Below are 13614 nucleotides of genomic sequence, written 5' to 3' on the forward strand. Positions count from 1 at the left end.
GATGCCGTTGGCAGTGACAGGCCGGTCTCCGGGCTCGTGAGTTGGGCTCTGGCCCGAAACCGCGCGCCTTCCCGGACTCTGCCCAGTGGCCATGCGCGGCCTTGACTCACCTACCGTTGCGGGGGCAGCGCCGGATTCGCGCCCTGCGGCGCCCACCGGCTTCCCAGTTTCACTCTGCCGGAGGCTGTCCGCAGAGCACCTGAAACACGCGGCGAAGGTTAGAGGGTTGCACCGGGAGCGTCAATTGAACACGGATGACGAACGAGTCTTCGGGGTGCTTGTCTCAAGGATAAGACAGTGATATCACATAGCCATCAATCAGCTGAACGCGATCATAAATAAAAGGAGAACGCGTCATGCAAGGCTTGATCATCCACAACCCGCACCTGGAGTTCCTGCGACCGGTATTCGAGCGCTGGGTCGAATGCATCGACCGCTTCAATCAGATCCACGGTGAAAGCGACGCCCCCTACTGGCATGGCGCCCAGGCCAATGCCGGACTGCTGGCCGCTGCCGCCTGGCAGGCCGAGCGTGTCGCGCTGCAGCAGTATCAGGGCAAGAAACAACGTGACGAAGGTGACCGCGAGGGACGTTGCGACCTGTGCATCGCCGATGCCGAACAATCCCTGCACCTGCTCACCGCACAGCGTTGGCCAAAGATCGCCCGACTGGACCTGGCCACCGCCTTGCAAGAAACCGCCGCGCTGGCGCGCCTGTCGGTCTACCCCAGCCAGTTCAAGGCGGGGGCTCTGTTCGTCAGTCCGTGGAAGGCCGGGCAGCATGCCAGCCCGGAAGAGTTGCAGGACATGGTCGACGACCTGAGCAAGCACACGGCCTGCGCCATCGCCTGGTACTTCCCTTACGCTTATCGCAAGCTGCACAACGAGGCAGGGCAGTATCACCCGGGTGTGGCAGTGTTGATCAAGCAGGCGTGAAGCACTAGGGGCCGGTCAGCGGCCCCACATCCACCCGCTAGGGATTCTGAGCCAGATGGCCCGAGGGATTGAGCACTCGTTTGGCCTGAAGGTAGGCCCTGGACCAGTAGCTGTTGGACAGGTAGTCCAGGCGCACGGTGCCACCGCTGGACGGCGCATGCACGAAACGCCCCTCGCCCACATAGATGCCGGCATGGCTCACCCGCGAACCGCCCCCGGTGGCGAAGAACACCAGATCGCCCGACTGCAGCGCGTTGATGTTCACCGTCGGCGCGCGCATCACGATCATCTCGCGGGTCGAACGCGGCAGGCTGATGTTTGCCGCATCGCGATACACATAGCCGATCAGACCACTGCAATCGAAGCCCGAGTCCGGGGTATTGCCGCCCCAGCGGTAGGGGGTGCCCACCAGGCCGATGGCACGGATCAGCACATCGTCGGCCACAGGCGAAGAGGACGGTTGATCGACGAAGACCACCGGCGGCTTGACGGCGGGTGGCGGAGTGGGAGCACGGCTGGAACAGGCGGCGAGCAGGGCCACCATCGAGAGGAATGCGAAGCGCGTCATGATCGCCATGGGTCAGAACCTGTCTGAAACCGATCGGCCGCAGCCGATGAAAGAGTTGAGAATTTAGATTAGACGCTATTCGTAAATGCGCACGGCGACTCGCTTTTCAGCCAGTCGCCGTGTTGAGAGTACAGCAAAGTGCTATTAGTTTCGTGACAACGTTGTGGTCGGTGCCATGGCCAAGGCGCGCTTGGCTTCGAGGAAGGTCTTGCTCCAGTAGCGATCACCGAGGCTGTCGATGCGCACGCCACCGCTGCGGCGGCTGCTGGAGTGGATGAACTGGTTGTCGCCCAGGTAGATGCCGGCGTGACTGACACGGCCACGGCCATTGGTGCTGAAGAACAGCAGGTCGCCTGGCTTGAGCTTGTTGCGCGCCACTTTGGGGGCGTCAACGTTGATCATCTCGCGGGTGGAACGTGGCAGGTTCATGCCCGCCTCTTCGCGGAACAGGTAGCCGATGAAGCCGCTGCAGTCGAAACCGGACTGCTCCGAGGTCCCACCGAAGCGATAGCGGGTGCCGATCAGCGCCATGCCACGCTCGAGAATGCTGTCAGCCAGCACCGGGAGCTCGTAGGGTTTGCTATTGCGGGAAAAGGCCTGGAGGTCTTCTTCGGTGGCCAGGTCTTCCTCGTCGAACACCGACGAGTGCGAAGCCTTGGCTTTGGCCGCGCTCTGCGCGGTCACCGAGGGGCGATCCTGGGGCTGGGAAACTGGGCCTTGGGCCGCGCAGCCAAAAAGCAGGGTCACGAGTGCGAGGGGCACGAGGGGTGCGAAGCGCTTCAGCATGGGCACGACCGTGTCTGGGATCCGTTGGAAGGGGGAAACTATGCCTTCTATCGGAATCATTTGCAAATTTTATCGAAGAAAATGTGACTTCTGTGTTCTAAGGCGTCGGCGACCTCCAGAACTACCAGCCAAGCGTCTCTTTAAGGAAGGGGATGGTCAGCTTGCGCTGGGCCTGCAAAGAGGCCTGATCGAGACGTTCGAGCAGATCGAACAACGCACTCATGCTGCGCGTGCCACGGGTCAGAATGAAGTGTCCGACTTCGTCGGTCAGGTGCAGACCGCGGCGCGAGGCACGCAATTGCAAAGCGCGCAGCTTGTCTTCGTCGGACAAGGCGCGCATCTGGAACACCAGCGCCAAGGTGAGTCTCGATTTGAGATCGGGCAGTTTGATCGGCAGCTCGCGCGGCGAACTGGAGGCCGCCAGCAACAGGCGCCTGCCGCTGTCGCGCAGGCGATTGAACAGGTGGAACATCGCCTCTTCCCAATCGGCCTTGCCGGCGATCACATGCAGGTCGTCGATGCACACCAGCTCGTACTGTTCCAGGTGATCGAGCAACTCCACACCACGCTCGAGCAATTGCGCCAGCGGCAGGTACACCGCCGGCTCGCCGAGTTGCTGGAAGCGGTGAGTGGCAGCCTGCAAAAGGTGCGTGCGCCCTGCCCCCTGCTTGCCCCACAAATAGATGAGACTCTCGGTCCAGCCAGCGTCCGCTTCGCACAGCCGCTCGACATAGCCCAATGCTGCGGCATTGGCGCCCGGATAGTAGTTGATGAAGGTGGCGTCATCGCGCAGGCGCACACCCAGGGGCAACTGGATCGGTTTCATGCTGGCTGGCGGTCGCGAGGACCAAAGGGGACCTTTGGTGAAAGTGTGCAAAGTCTATACCTGGCGGACGGGCGGCACAATCGGGCAACCCAATACCCCAAGCTAAATCAACGGTTTGCGCCAGTTATCAGGCACTTCGGGCATGCTGTTCAGCCCGTCCGACGCCGGTTTGCGAGCATCTGTTCTACGCTACTCAAACCAACTGCCACCCCAATACCGTGAGGAGAGGCCCATGAGCTCGATCCATCGCTTGTCGCCGTCGCAAGCTCCCGTAGAGGATGCCGAATACTTCGAATACAGCAAGGCCGCCAACCCCATCGCCGCCAAGCTGATTTCCCAGATACCTTTCCAGACTTTTCCCAGCTCGCTCTACAGCGACGGTGCCAGCCATATCGTCGCCCTGGACCTGAGCGATCGCTTGGGCACCGAAGGCCCGGCGACCAGCCCAGGTCTGAGCGCCAACTTCATCCGCCTCAATGCCGGCGACAGCCTCACCCTCAAGCCCAACGCCACGTCGCAGGTGCTCTATGTGATCGACGGCGCCGGCAGCTTCACCTATGGCGAAGCGTCATTCGAGTGGAATCGCGGCAGCTTCATGACCATGCCAGGCCTGCGCAACACGGTGCTTACAGCTAGCCAGGATGCGCGCCTGTACTACGTTCACGACGAGCCGCTACTGCGCTACCTCGGCGTCAAAGCGTGCAGCGAGCGCTTCGCACCGACGCTCTACCCGGCCGAGGTGGCCAACGCCAAGCTTCAAGAGGCCGCCAACGACCCCCGCGCCGCCGATCGCAGCCGGGTCAGCATTCTGCTGGGCAACAAGCATTTCCCGCAGACCCGCACCGTTACCCACGTGCTCTGGGCCATGTACGGTATCGTTCCGACCGGCGCCGTGCAAAAGCCCCACCGGCATCAATCAGTGGCCCTGGACTTCATCATCGACTGCCCCGAAGGTTGCTACACCCTGGTCGGCACCGCGCTGGACGACAGTGGCCAGATCGTCAACCCGACCCGCGTGCAGTGGCAGCCGGGCCTGGCCTTCGTCACGCCGCCGGGCTATTGGCACGCCCACTACAACGAATCCAAGGATCGAGATGCCTACCTGATCCCGATCCAGGACGCCGGCCTGCAAACCTACCTGCGCTCGTTGGACATTCGTTTCAGTTGAGGTCTATTTTCTGCGCGGTCGAGGCCGCCAGCAGGGAGGGTCACGCACTGCGTGGATCGTAGCCGTTACCATCGACGAGGCGCTTACAAGCCCAAAAACACAAAACCCCTGACTTCATAGCTGAAATCAGGGGTTTTGAGCTTTATCTGTATGGCGGAGAGATAGGGATTTGAACCCTAGGTACTGTTGCCAGTACAACGGATTTCGAATCCGTCCCGTTCGACCACTCCGGCATCTCTCCAGTGGCGCGCATCATACCAGCGTTTTCGTTTCTGGCAAACTTTTTTTGAAAAAATTCGCGTGGTATCAGGCGCTTGCGTGAGGGCGCTGATTACAACGGCACGCCCAGACGCTTGGCGACTTCTTCGTACGCCTCGATGACATCACCCAGGCCCTGGCGGAAGCGGTCCTTGTCCATCTTCTTGCGGGTTTCCTTGTCCCACAGACGGCAGCCGTCAGGGCTGAACTCGTCGCCCAGTACGATCTGGCCGTGGAAGACGCCGAATTCCAGCTTGAAGTCGACCAGCAGCAGGCCAGCGTCGTCGAACAGCTTGCTCAGCACGTCGTTGACCTTCAGCGACAGCTTCTTCATCTCCACCAGTTGCTCGGCGGTGCCCCAGCCGAATGCCACCACGTGAGATTCGTTGATGAAGGGGTCGCCCTTCTCATCGTTCTTCAGGAACAGCTCGAAGGTGGAAGGCTCGAGCTTGATGCCCTCCTCCACGCCCAGGCGCTTGACCAGGCTGCCAGCAGCATAGTTGCGCACCACGCACTCGACCGGGATCATGTCCAGCTTCTTGACCAGGCACTCGTTGTCGCCCAGCAGCTTGTCGAACTGGGTCGGCACGCCAGCTTCTTCGAGCTTCTGCATGATGAAGGCGTTGAACTTGTTGTTGACCATGCCTTTACGATCGAGCTGCTCGATGCGCTTGCCGTCGAACGCCGAGGTATCGTTACGGAACAGCAGGATCAGGCGGTCGGCGTCGTCGGTCTTGTACACCGATTTGGCCTTGCCGCGGTAAAGTTCGTCGCGTTTTTCCATGATGGGCTCCGCTTGCTTGAATGGTTGGGCTAGGCGATTTCGCGCCAGTCGAGCCCGTGTTCCTGATTCGCCACCTGGAGCCAGTCCGGATCGCACCCCAAGGTGTCGACGAAGCACTGACGCGCCAGTTGTGGCAGGTTGTTCTTGCTGCTCAGGTGGGCCAACACCAGATGCTGCAGGTGTCGCCAGCCCAGCTCGGCCACCAGGTTGGCGGCCTGATGGTTGTTCAGATGGCCCTGATTGCCGCCGACCCGTTGCTTGAGAAAGTACGGATAGTGCCCGCGCGCCAGCAGATCACGGCAGTGGTTGGCTTCGATCAGCAAGGCGTCGAGGCCCTCGTAGCGTTGCAACAGGCGCATGTCGTAGCTACCCAGGTCGGTGAGCATGCCGAAGCGGCGGCGACCGTCGCTGACCACATACTGCAGCGGCTCCTGCGCGTCATGCTCGACCCGCGCCGCGCTGACCTGCAGGCTGCCGACCTCCAGCACATCGCCACAACCGAGAAAACCGGCGACCTCCACCGGCTTGCGCATGCCGCGCAGCGTGCCTTGGCTGAGGTACACCGGTACATTGTAGCGCCGCGCCAGCAACCCAACGCCATGCACGTGGTCGGCATGTTCGTGGGTCACCAGCACAGCGCTCAGCTGTGCGGCCGACACCCCGAGCAGCGCCAGGCGCCGCTCGGTTTCGCGCAGGGAGAAACCGCAGTCGACCAGGACGAACGTGTCGTCGCTGGCGATCAGCGTGCCATTTCCCTGGCTGCCGCTTCCCAGTACCGCGAAGCGCACTTAGCCCAGTCGGTCCTGGATGGCGCTCAGCACGCGACGGGCCACATCGGCCGGCGCCACGGTGTTGATGTTCTTCTCGACGGTGACCTGAACGTTCTCACCCACCTTGCTCAGGCGGACCTGATAACGCTCGGCGCGAGCTTCACGTTCTTCCTTGCTCGGCGCACTGCCGAACAGGCGACTGAAGAAGCCGGGCTGATCGTTCTTGTCTTCGGGTTTCTCGGACAGGTTGATGTAGTACAGGCCCAGGCTGCGGTTGATGTCCTCGACGCGCCACTCGCCCTGCTCCAGCGCACGACCCACGCCCGACCAGGCGCGGTCCAGGTCGGAACCGAGGAACAGCACCGGGTTGCCGCTGCCGTCTTCGGTCAGGCTGACCTGGCTGGGCACGTCGAAGTCGCGCTCGGCGAGCAACGACACCGAACCACCCTTCTCGGCGCTGCGGTTCATGCTGGCCAGCAGTTCGTCGACCAGCAGTGCATCGACGCCCGTGTTGCTCGACGTGCTCGGGAAATCGGGCTCGGCACTGCTGCCGGCCGGACGCTCGACGCTGACCACGTAGACTTCCGAGGTGTTGCGCTGCACACCCGGCTCCATGCGCACCCGTACACGTACTTCGCTGTTCGGGCTGCTGGAGGTGCTGGCCAGACGCTGGCCGAGCGAGGCGGACAGCTCATCGAAACGCTGCCAGGTGGTATTGAATTCGCCAGTCTGCGGGCGCTCTTCGGCAATGCGGAAGCCGTTGTCCTCGAAATACTGGCGGGTAACCGGCCAGACCTCGGCGGGCGAGCGCTGAGCCAGCACCCAACGGTTGGCGCCACTGCGCTGCAGGGTGAACTCGCTGACGTCGGCGCTGGCCGACAGCGGCTGCGGACGAGGCACCTCGAACTCGCCGGTGGCGGTGTCGTCGGCCACGTTGCGCGGGATCGGCAGCAGCGGATCCATGCGTTTGACATGCGTGGCGTCCGGCGGCAGCTGCATGGGCGCAGTGGAGTGCGCCTGCAGGTAATCGCTGCCGCGGTCGCGGAAATAGCCATCTTCGCCCCAGAGCCAGCCGCACCCACTGGTGCTGGAGATGATCAGGGCGAGAGCGGAAAGACCAGCCAGTCGCTTCATGCGGTGTACTTCCTCGATTAAACCAGTACGCCGGACTGGCGCAAGGCAGTACGGACTTGTTCGTGACAACCCTGGCTCAGCCAGGTGAGCGGCAGGCGAATACCTTTGTGCATCAAACCCATTTCAACCATCGCCCATTTCACCGGGATCGGGTTGGCTTCGCAGAACAGGTTCTTGTGCAGCGGCATGAGTCGATCATTGATCTCGCGGGCCTTCTCGGCATTGCCCGCAAGGGCGGCCTCGCACAGATCGGCCATTTCGCGCGGAGCGACGTTGGCGGTGACGGAAATATTGCCCTTGCCGCCCAGCAGGATCAGCTCGGCAGCGGTCGGATCATCGCCGGACAGCACCAGGAACTCTTTGTCGACGCCTTCGATGATCGCCTTGGCACGGGCCAGGTCGCCCGTGGCTTCCTTGATGCCGATGATGTTCTTGACGCTCGACAGGCGGATCACGGTCTCGGCCTGCATGTCGCAGGAGGTGCGGCCGGGCACGTTGTACAGAATCTGCGGGATGTCGACGGCTTCGGCGATGTGCTTGAAGTGCTGGTACAGGCCTTCCTGGGTCGGCTTGTTGTAGTACGGCACGACCAGCAGGCAGGCATCGGCTCCGGCGCTTTTGGCATTCTGCGTGAGGTGCACGGCCTCGGCCGTCGAGTTGGCGCCGGTGCCGGCGATCACCGGGATGCGGCGCGGGCTGCGCTTGACGCGCTCGACCACGTGCTTGATGACCAGGATGTGTTCTTCGACGTCGAGGGTGGCGGATTCGCCGGTGGTGCCGACGGCAACGATCGCGTGAGTGCCTTTTTCCAGGTGGAAGTCGACCAGTTTATCGAGGCTTTCCCAATCCAGACGCCCTTGTGCATCCATGGGTGTGACGAGTGCCACCATACTGCCCGCGATCATGAACCTGCTCCTGCCGGAAAAAGAGAGCGGTAATGGTACTGGCGCCATCGACCTTGCACAAGCGAAGCTGGCGGGCGGAGCATTCCCCTCGGCGCCGCTTTTCGCTACCCTTGACCCTTTGATCGGCGCAGTGCAGCCCGCCGGGCTGTCGACGGTGCCTTCAGTCGGTGTTTCAGCGTCCTCGAGCGCTACCCACACCGGCCACGAGCAGGCCTGCCGTCGTCCTGCGCCGACCGCTCATCGCTTTAGGAATGCTGCATGTCCACCGCTCCCCGCGAACAGTTCCTCGTCATCAGTGCCCTGGGCCCCAATCCCATGGAGCTTGCCAATGTCCTCAGCCGCGCAGCTTTTGAAAACCGCTGCGCGGTGGTCACCTCGCGCCTGTCGCGCCACGGCGAAACCAGCGCCCTGGTGCTGCAGGTCGGCGGCAGCTGGGATGCCCTGGCTCGCCTTGAAACGACCTTGCCAGGTCTGGGCAAGAAGCATGGCCTGACCCTCGATGTGGTGCGCAGCGCCGAGCAGGAGGTCCGCCCTCAAGCCCTGCCCTACGTCGCCTACGTCAGCGCCGCCTACCGCCCGGACATCGTCAATGAACTGTGCCAGTTCTTCCTCGATCACCGCGTCGAACTCGACGCCATGACCTGCGACACCTATCTGGCGCCGCAGACGGGCAGCAGCATGCTCAATGCCCAATTCACCGTGATCCTGCCAGCCGGCACGCAGATCAGCTGGCTGCGCGACCAGTTCCTGGACTTCGCCGACGCCTTGAACCTGGATGCGCTGATCGAACCCTGGCGCCCACAGAACCCTGTCTAAGGAGTCATGCCCATGGCCGTAGCCCTCGATCAACCCGTCACCGACTTCCAGGCCCAGGCCACCGGCGGTCGCACCGTCACGTTGTCCGAACTTCAAGGCAAACAGGTGGTGCTGTATTTCTACCCCAAGGACAGCACGCCGGGCTGCACGACCGAAGGCCAGGGTTTCCGCGACCAGCAGCCGGCATTCGAGGCCGCCAACACGGTGATCTTCGGCGTCTCGCGCGATGGCATCAAATCGCACGAGAACTTCAAGGCCAAGCAGGGCTTCACCTTCGATCTGATCAGTGACAAGGACGAAGCGCTGTGCCAGCTCTTCGACGTGATCAAGCTGAAGAAGCTCTACGGCAAGGAATACCTGGGCGTCGATCGCAGCACCTTCCTGATCGACCAGCACGGCGTGCTGCGGCAGGAATGGCGGGGGGTCAAGGTGCCCGGGCACGTGGATGCCGTGCTGGCGGCCGCGCAGGCGCTGAGCAAGGCGTAAGAGCAGCCCGCACGGGTGGTGGGTGAGCCCGTCACCCGGCCGCCCCGACCCTAGAGCATCGGCGCAACCGTTGGCTCCTGCCGCGGCCAGGCGTCGAGTACCGCCTTGAACAGGGTCGCCAGCGGAATGGCGAAGAAGATCCCCCAGAAACCCCATAACCCGCCGAACAGCAGTACCGCGCAGATGATCGCTACCGGGTGCAGGCTCACCGCTTCGGAAAACAGCAGCGGCACCAGCACGTTGCCGTCCAGCGCCTGGATGATCGCGTAAACCGCCATCAGGTAGATGAACTGATCGCCCCAGCCCCACTGGAACAGTGCGATCAGCGTGACCGGCACGGTCACCACCACCGCCCCCACATAGGGCACCACCACCGACAATCCCACCAACAACGCCAACAGCGCGGCATAGTTGAGCCCCAGGGTAATGAAGGCGATGTAGGTAGCGCTGCCGCAGATCAGGATCTCGATGCCCTTGCCACGGATGTAGTTGGCGATCTGCCGGTTCATTTCATCACCCACCCGGGTCAGCAATCGCCGCTCGCGGGGCAGGTAGCCGCTGACCCAGCGGGCGATCAGTTCGCGGTCCTTGAGGAAGAAGAACACCAGGATCGGCACCAGCACCAGGTAGATCATGGCATTGACCAACAGCGGCAGGCTCGACAACGAGAAGGTCAACGCCCACTGACCGAACTTGCCGATTTCGCCACGCACCGACTCGATGGCCCGCAGCACTTGCTCGTCGGAGACCAGATGCGGGTAGCGCTCGGGTAGCAGCAGCAACAATGACTGCCATTTGCCGAGCATGCCCGGCAGTTCGTTGAACAAGGTGATCAACTGATGCCACAGCAACGGCACCAGCACCAGCAGAACCACCGCCAGCGCCCCGAGGAACAGCGCAAACACCAGCCACACCGCCGCACGCGTGGGCACCCTGAAGCGCTCCAGGGCATTGACCAGCCCCTGCATCAGGAACGCCAACACCATGCCCGCCAGCACGGGCGCGAGCATGCCGCCGAGGGTGAGGACCACCGTGAAAGCGAGAAACAGCAAGACCGCCAACACCACCGCTTCCTCATCGGAGAAGTAGCGCTGCATCCAATCACGAAGCACCTTGAACATTGACGATCCTTGCAGAAAAAGACTCAGGCCTTGCGCAGCCAATAGGTGTAGACACCGGACTCGGCAGCCTCGGCCAGCAAGCTGTGACCGGAGAGCTGGGCAAAGGTGCGGAAATCGCGCTGCGAACCGGCGTCGGTCGCCACCACCTTGAGCACTGCGCCACTGTCCAGTCGATTGAGCGCCATCTTGGCCTTGAGCAGCGGCAGCGGGCAGTTCAGCCCACAGGCATCGAGTTCGGCGTCGCAGGTCGGGGTATCGGTCATCGCGCGGGCTCCAGGGTGTGACGACAGGCAGGGCCGCTAGGATACCTGCACTGGTCTGCGCGGTGCGAGCGGGCTACAGTAAGCGCTTTGATCGACGCGAGCTTCGTGCATGAACCTACTGCGCCCCACCCTGCTGACGCTGGCCTGCTTGATGGCCCTTCCTGGCCACGCCGACGACCTGCCGTCGCTGGGTGATGCCAGCTCCGCCATCGTTTCGCCGCAGCAGGAACACCAGCTCGGTCGCGCTTGGTTGAGTCTGCTGCGTGGCCAGGTCAATCAGCTCAACGATCCACAACTCAAGGACTACGTCGAGACCAGCGTGTACAAGCTGGCCGAAACCAGCCAGTTGCAGGACCGCCGCCTGGAATTCATCCTCATCGACAGCCGCGAGCTCAACGCCTTCGCCGCGCCCGGCGGCATCGTCGGAGTCAACGGCGGATTGTTCCTCAACGCCCAGACCGAGGGCGAGTATGCCTCGGTGCTGGCCCACGAATTGGCGCACTTGTCGCAACGCCACTTCGCCCGCGGCGTGGAGGCCCAGCAGCGCATGCAGTTGCCGATGATGGCCGCGCTACTGGCCGGTATCGTGCTGGCCGCGGGCGGTGGCGGCGATGCTGGCATCGGCGTGATCGCCGGCACCCAGGCGGCCGCCATGCAGGAACAACGACGCTTTTCCCGGCAGAACGAGCAGGAAGCCGACCGCATCGGCATCCTCAATCTGGAAAAGGCCGGTTATGACCCACGCAACATGCCGAGCATGTTCGAGCGCCTGGCCCGGCAATACCGCTACGATGCCAAGCCCCCGGAATTCCTGCTGACCCACCCGGTCACCGAATCGCGCATCGCCGACACCCGCAACCGCGCCGAACAGGCGCCCAAGGGCGGCGTCGAAGACAGCATGCGCTATCAACTGATTCGCGCCCGCGTCGCCCTGACCTACGAAGGCACCCCAGGGCTTGCAGCCAAGCGTTTCCGCGCCCAGCTCGATGAAAACCCCAACCTCGATGCCGCCCGCTATGGTCTGGCGCTGGCGCAAATCAAGGGCGGTCAGCTCAACGAAGCGCGCGAGAACCTCAAGCCGCTGCTGGCCAAGGCGCCCAACGACATTACCTACAACCTGGCGCAGATCGACCTGGACATCACCAACAACCGCCTGGCCGACGCCCAGCAGCGCGCCGAACGCATGCAGGGCCTGTATCCGGGGAACTACCCGCTCAAACAGGTACGCGCCGACCTGTTGGTCAAGCAGAGCAAACCGGCCGAAGCGGAAAAGGTGCTGGACGATCTGGTGAAGAATCGTCCGGACGATCCGGATGTCTGGTACGACGTGGCCGAGGTACGTGGGCTGTCGGGCAATACCATTGGCCTGCACCGGGCGCGGGCCGAATACTTCACCTTGGTCGGAGATTTCGACCAGGCGATTCAGCAACTGGACTTCGCCAAGCGCCGGGCGGGCACCAACTTCCCACTGGCCTCGCAGATCGACCAGCGGCAGCGGGAGATCATGGAGCAGCAGCGCATGGTCAAGGAGATGATGCGCTGATCAACGAAAAGGGCCGCTCAGCGGCCCTTTTCACGTCTGCTCAGGCGTTGCCGGAAAGCTTCATCCGCGCCGCCTGGGTAAAGTCCAGCATGCGCTTGAGCGGCTTGATCGCACGGGGAATCAGCGCCGGCTCCACGAAGATTTCGTTGCTGCCCTGACGCAGGCAGTCCAGCGTGCGCTCCAGGGTGTTCATCGCCATCCACGGACAGTGCGCGCAACTGCGGCAGGCTGCGCCGTTACCCGCGGTCGGCGCTTCGATGAAGACCTTGTCCGGACACAACTGCTGCATCTTGTAGAAGATGCCGCGATCGGTGGCGACGATGAAGGTGGTATTGGGCAAGGTCTGCGCAGCCTTGATCAACTGGCTGGTGGAGCCCACCGCATCGGCCAGCTCGATCACCGACTCTGGCGACTCCGGGTGCACCAGCACCGCTGCGTCCGGATACAGCGCTTTCATATCGGCCAGTTGCCGCGACTTGAACTCTTCGTGGACGATGCAGGCACCGTCCCACAGCAGCATGTCGGCGCCCGTCTGCTTCTGGATGTAGCGCCCCAGGTGCTGGTCCGGCCCCCAGATCAGCGTCTCGCCGTTGTCCATCAGGCTCTCGACGATTTCCAGGGCGCAACTGGACGTCACCACCCAGTCCGCGCGCGCTTTCACCGCCGCCGAGGTGTTGGCGTAGACCACCACGGTTCGCTCGGGATGCTGATCGCAGAACGCCGAGAACTCTTCCACGGGGCAACCCAGGTCCAGCGAGCAGGTCGCCTCGAGGGTGGGCATCAGGATGCGCTTTTCCGGGGTGAGGATTTTCGCCGTCTCGCCCATGAAACGTACCCCAGCCACCACCACGGTGTCGGCCGGATGGTTGTTGCCGAAGCGGGCCATTTCAAGGGAGTCGGAAACGCAACCACCGGTTTCTTCGGCCAACGCCTGAATCACGGGATCGCAATAGAAATGGGCGACCAGCACCGCGTTCTGCGCCTTGAGTTCGGCAGCGATGGCCGCACGGTAATCGGCCTCTTGCTCGGGCGTCAGCGGATGGGGCTGCTTGGCGTCAAGATGGGCTTGAACCAGGAGACGTTCGGAAATCTGGGTCATGATCGCTGGACCTGCATGCGCGTCGATCGAGTGTATCACCCGGCCCTGGCAGATCGGCTAAAGGTGCCGCAGACCCCAGATGGCGGGTCATCGCGGCCCACCTGCGGGCACGGATTGTTATTCGGACGGCGAAGGCTACAGGCAATCGGGGC

The 13614-nt window shown here is 62.9% G+C and carries 15 protein-coding genes, 1 tRNA gene and 1 riboswitch; of the genes, 5 read left to right on the forward strand and 11 right to left on the reverse strand.

All coding sequences use genetic code 11. The annotated features are described in order from the left end of the window. Positions 1–2: 2 nt before the first annotated feature. A riboswitch (cobalamin riboswitch) is annotated at positions 3–218 on the reverse strand. A gap of 138 nt (positions 219–356) precedes the next feature. After that, the gene (locus tag NJ69_RS12275; protein ID WP_039579437.1) at positions 357–935 is read left to right on the forward strand and encodes a hypothetical protein; all 579 of its coding nucleotides are present in this window, start codon (positions 357–359) and stop codon (positions 933–935) included. A 37-nt stretch (positions 936–972) separates the two neighbouring features. Here NJ69_RS12275 and NJ69_RS12280 read toward each other — a convergent pair whose 3' ends face one another. The 3 genes from NJ69_RS12280 to hda form a co-directional block, all read right to left on the reverse strand. Then, complete coding sequence (locus NJ69_RS12280) at positions 973–1512, reverse strand: C40 family peptidase (RefSeq protein ID WP_039579439.1); 540 nt, start codon at positions 1510–1512, stop codon at positions 973–975. Positions 1513–1647: 135 nt separating this feature from the next. Next, positions 1648–2289 (reverse strand): C40 family peptidase, encoded by a 642-nt coding sequence (locus tag NJ69_RS12285; RefSeq protein ID WP_039579442.1) that lies wholly within the window; start codon positions 2287–2289, stop codon positions 1648–1650. Between the two features lie 121 nt (positions 2290–2410). Then, complete coding sequence (hda, locus tag NJ69_RS12290) at positions 2411–3115, reverse strand: DnaA regulatory inactivator Hda (RefSeq protein WP_029611863.1); 705 nt, start codon at positions 3113–3115, stop codon at positions 2411–2413. A gap of 232 nt (positions 3116–3347) precedes the next feature. Between hda and NJ69_RS12295 the strand changes: the two genes are divergently transcribed. Beyond that, entirely contained in the window at positions 3348–4283 is a 936-nt protein-coding gene (locus NJ69_RS12295; protein WP_052192108.1) for a cupin, read from the forward strand. A gap of 151 nt (positions 4284–4434) precedes the next feature. On the opposite strand, the gene NJ69_RS12300 is transcribed toward NJ69_RS12295, so the two are convergent. The 5 genes from NJ69_RS12300 to dapA all read right to left on the reverse strand — a co-directional run bounded on the left by NJ69_RS12300 (position 4435) and on the right by dapA (position 8134). After that, positions 4435–4524, reverse strand: a tRNA-Ser gene (locus NJ69_RS12300). A gap of 90 nt (positions 4525–4614) precedes the next feature. Continuing rightward, a complete protein-coding gene (gene purC, locus NJ69_RS12305) occupies positions 4615–5325 on the reverse strand; it encodes a phosphoribosylaminoimidazolesuccinocarboxamide synthase (RefSeq protein WP_039579444.1) in 711 nt (236 codons plus the stop codon). Between the two features lie 29 nt (positions 5326–5354). After that, a complete protein-coding gene (locus tag NJ69_RS12310) occupies positions 5355–6113 on the reverse strand; it encodes an MBL fold metallo-hydrolase (RefSeq protein ID WP_039579447.1) in 759 nt (252 codons plus the stop codon). Continuing rightward, positions 6114–7229, reverse strand: a complete 1116-nt coding sequence (gene bamC / locus NJ69_RS12315) for an outer membrane protein assembly factor BamC (RefSeq protein ID WP_029611874.1) — start codon at positions 7227–7229, stop codon at positions 6114–6116. Between the two features lie 17 nt (positions 7230–7246). Then, positions 7247–8134: a 4-hydroxy-tetrahydrodipicolinate synthase gene (dapA, locus tag NJ69_RS12320; protein WP_039579451.1), complete on the reverse strand. Its 888-nt coding sequence runs from the start codon at positions 8132–8134 to the stop codon at positions 7247–7249. 258 nt (positions 8135–8392) lie between these two features. On the opposite strand from dapA, the gene NJ69_RS12325 reads away from it, so the two are divergent. Then, a complete protein-coding gene (locus NJ69_RS12325) occupies positions 8393–8950 on the forward strand; it encodes a glycine cleavage system protein R (protein ID WP_029611876.1) in 558 nt (185 codons plus the stop codon). 12 nt (positions 8951–8962) lie between these two features. Continuing rightward, positions 8963–9436 (forward strand): peroxiredoxin, encoded by a 474-nt coding sequence (locus NJ69_RS12330; protein WP_039579454.1) that lies wholly within the window; start codon positions 8963–8965, stop codon positions 9434–9436. A 50-nt stretch (positions 9437–9486) separates the two neighbouring features. Here NJ69_RS12330 and NJ69_RS12335 read toward each other — a convergent pair whose 3' ends face one another. Continuing rightward, a complete protein-coding gene (locus NJ69_RS12335) occupies positions 9487–10557 on the reverse strand; it encodes an AI-2E family transporter (protein WP_039579457.1) in 1071 nt (356 codons plus the stop codon). Positions 10558–10580: 23 nt separating this feature from the next. After that, the gene (locus NJ69_RS12340; RefSeq protein ID WP_029611879.1) at positions 10581–10820 is read right to left on the reverse strand and encodes a sulfurtransferase TusA family protein; all 240 of its coding nucleotides are present in this window, start codon (positions 10818–10820) and stop codon (positions 10581–10583) included. Between the two features lie 109 nt (positions 10821–10929). Between NJ69_RS12340 and NJ69_RS12345 the strand changes: the two genes are divergently transcribed. Continuing rightward, positions 10930–12363: a M48 family metalloprotease gene (locus NJ69_RS12345; RefSeq protein WP_039579459.1), complete on the forward strand. Its 1434-nt coding sequence runs from the start codon at positions 10930–10932 to the stop codon at positions 12361–12363. Between the two features lie 40 nt (positions 12364–12403). Here NJ69_RS12345 and nadA read toward each other — a convergent pair whose 3' ends face one another. Next, entirely contained in the window at positions 12404–13462 is a 1059-nt protein-coding gene (gene nadA / locus NJ69_RS12350; RefSeq protein ID WP_029611882.1) for a quinolinate synthase NadA, read from the reverse strand. Positions 13463–13614: the final 152 nt, after the last annotated feature.

Origin of the sequence: Pseudomonas parafulva, assembly GCF_000800255.1 — a bacterium.
In the GTDB taxonomy this organism is placed as follows: Bacteria; Pseudomonadota; Gammaproteobacteria; order Pseudomonadales; family Pseudomonadaceae; genus Aquipseudomonas; species Aquipseudomonas boreofloridensis.

Bases quoted from the DNA above. Each gene is read 5' to 3' on its own strand.
- hda (WP_029611863.1), bottom strand. From the start codon at position 3,115: ATGAAACCGATCCAGTTGCCCCTGGGTGTGCGCCTGCGCGATGACGCC.
- NJ69_RS12280 (WP_039579439.1), bottom strand. From the start codon at position 1,512: ATGGCGATCATGACGCGCTTCGCATTCCTCTCGATGGTGGCCCTGCTC.
- NJ69_RS12295 (WP_052192108.1), top strand. From the start codon at position 3,348: ATGAGCTCGATCCATCGCTTGTCGCCGTCGCAAGCTCCCGTAGAGGAT.
- NJ69_RS12325 (WP_029611876.1), top strand. From the start codon at position 8,393: ATGTCCACCGCTCCCCGCGAACAGTTCCTCGTCATCAGTGCCCTGGGC.
- nadA (WP_029611882.1), bottom strand. From the start codon at position 13,462: ATGACCCAGATTTCCGAACGTCTCCTGGTTCAAGCCCATCTTGACGCC.
- purC (WP_039579444.1), bottom strand. From the start codon at position 5,325: ATGGAAAAACGCGACGAACTTTACCGCGGCAAGGCCAAATCGGTGTAC.
- bamC (WP_029611874.1), bottom strand. From the start codon at position 7,229: ATGAAGCGACTGGCTGGTCTTTCCGCTCTCGCCCTGATCATCTCCAGC.
- NJ69_RS12345 (WP_039579459.1), top strand. From the start codon at position 10,930: ATGAACCTACTGCGCCCCACCCTGCTGACGCTGGCCTGCTTGATGGCC.
- NJ69_RS12340 (WP_029611879.1), bottom strand. From the start codon at position 10,820: ATGACCGATACCCCGACCTGCGACGCCGAACTCGATGCCTGTGGGCTG.
- dapA (WP_039579451.1), bottom strand. From the start codon at position 8,134: ATGATCGCGGGCAGTATGGTGGCACTCGTCACACCCATGGATGCACAA.
- NJ69_RS12285 (WP_039579442.1), bottom strand. From the start codon at position 2,289: ATGCTGAAGCGCTTCGCACCCCTCGTGCCCCTCGCACTCGTGACCCTG.
- NJ69_RS12330 (WP_039579454.1), top strand. From the start codon at position 8,963: ATGGCCGTAGCCCTCGATCAACCCGTCACCGACTTCCAGGCCCAGGCC.
- NJ69_RS12335 (WP_039579457.1), bottom strand. From the start codon at position 10,557: ATGTTCAAGGTGCTTCGTGATTGGATGCAGCGCTACTTCTCCGATGAG.
- NJ69_RS12275 (WP_039579437.1), top strand. From the start codon at position 357: ATGCAAGGCTTGATCATCCACAACCCGCACCTGGAGTTCCTGCGACCG.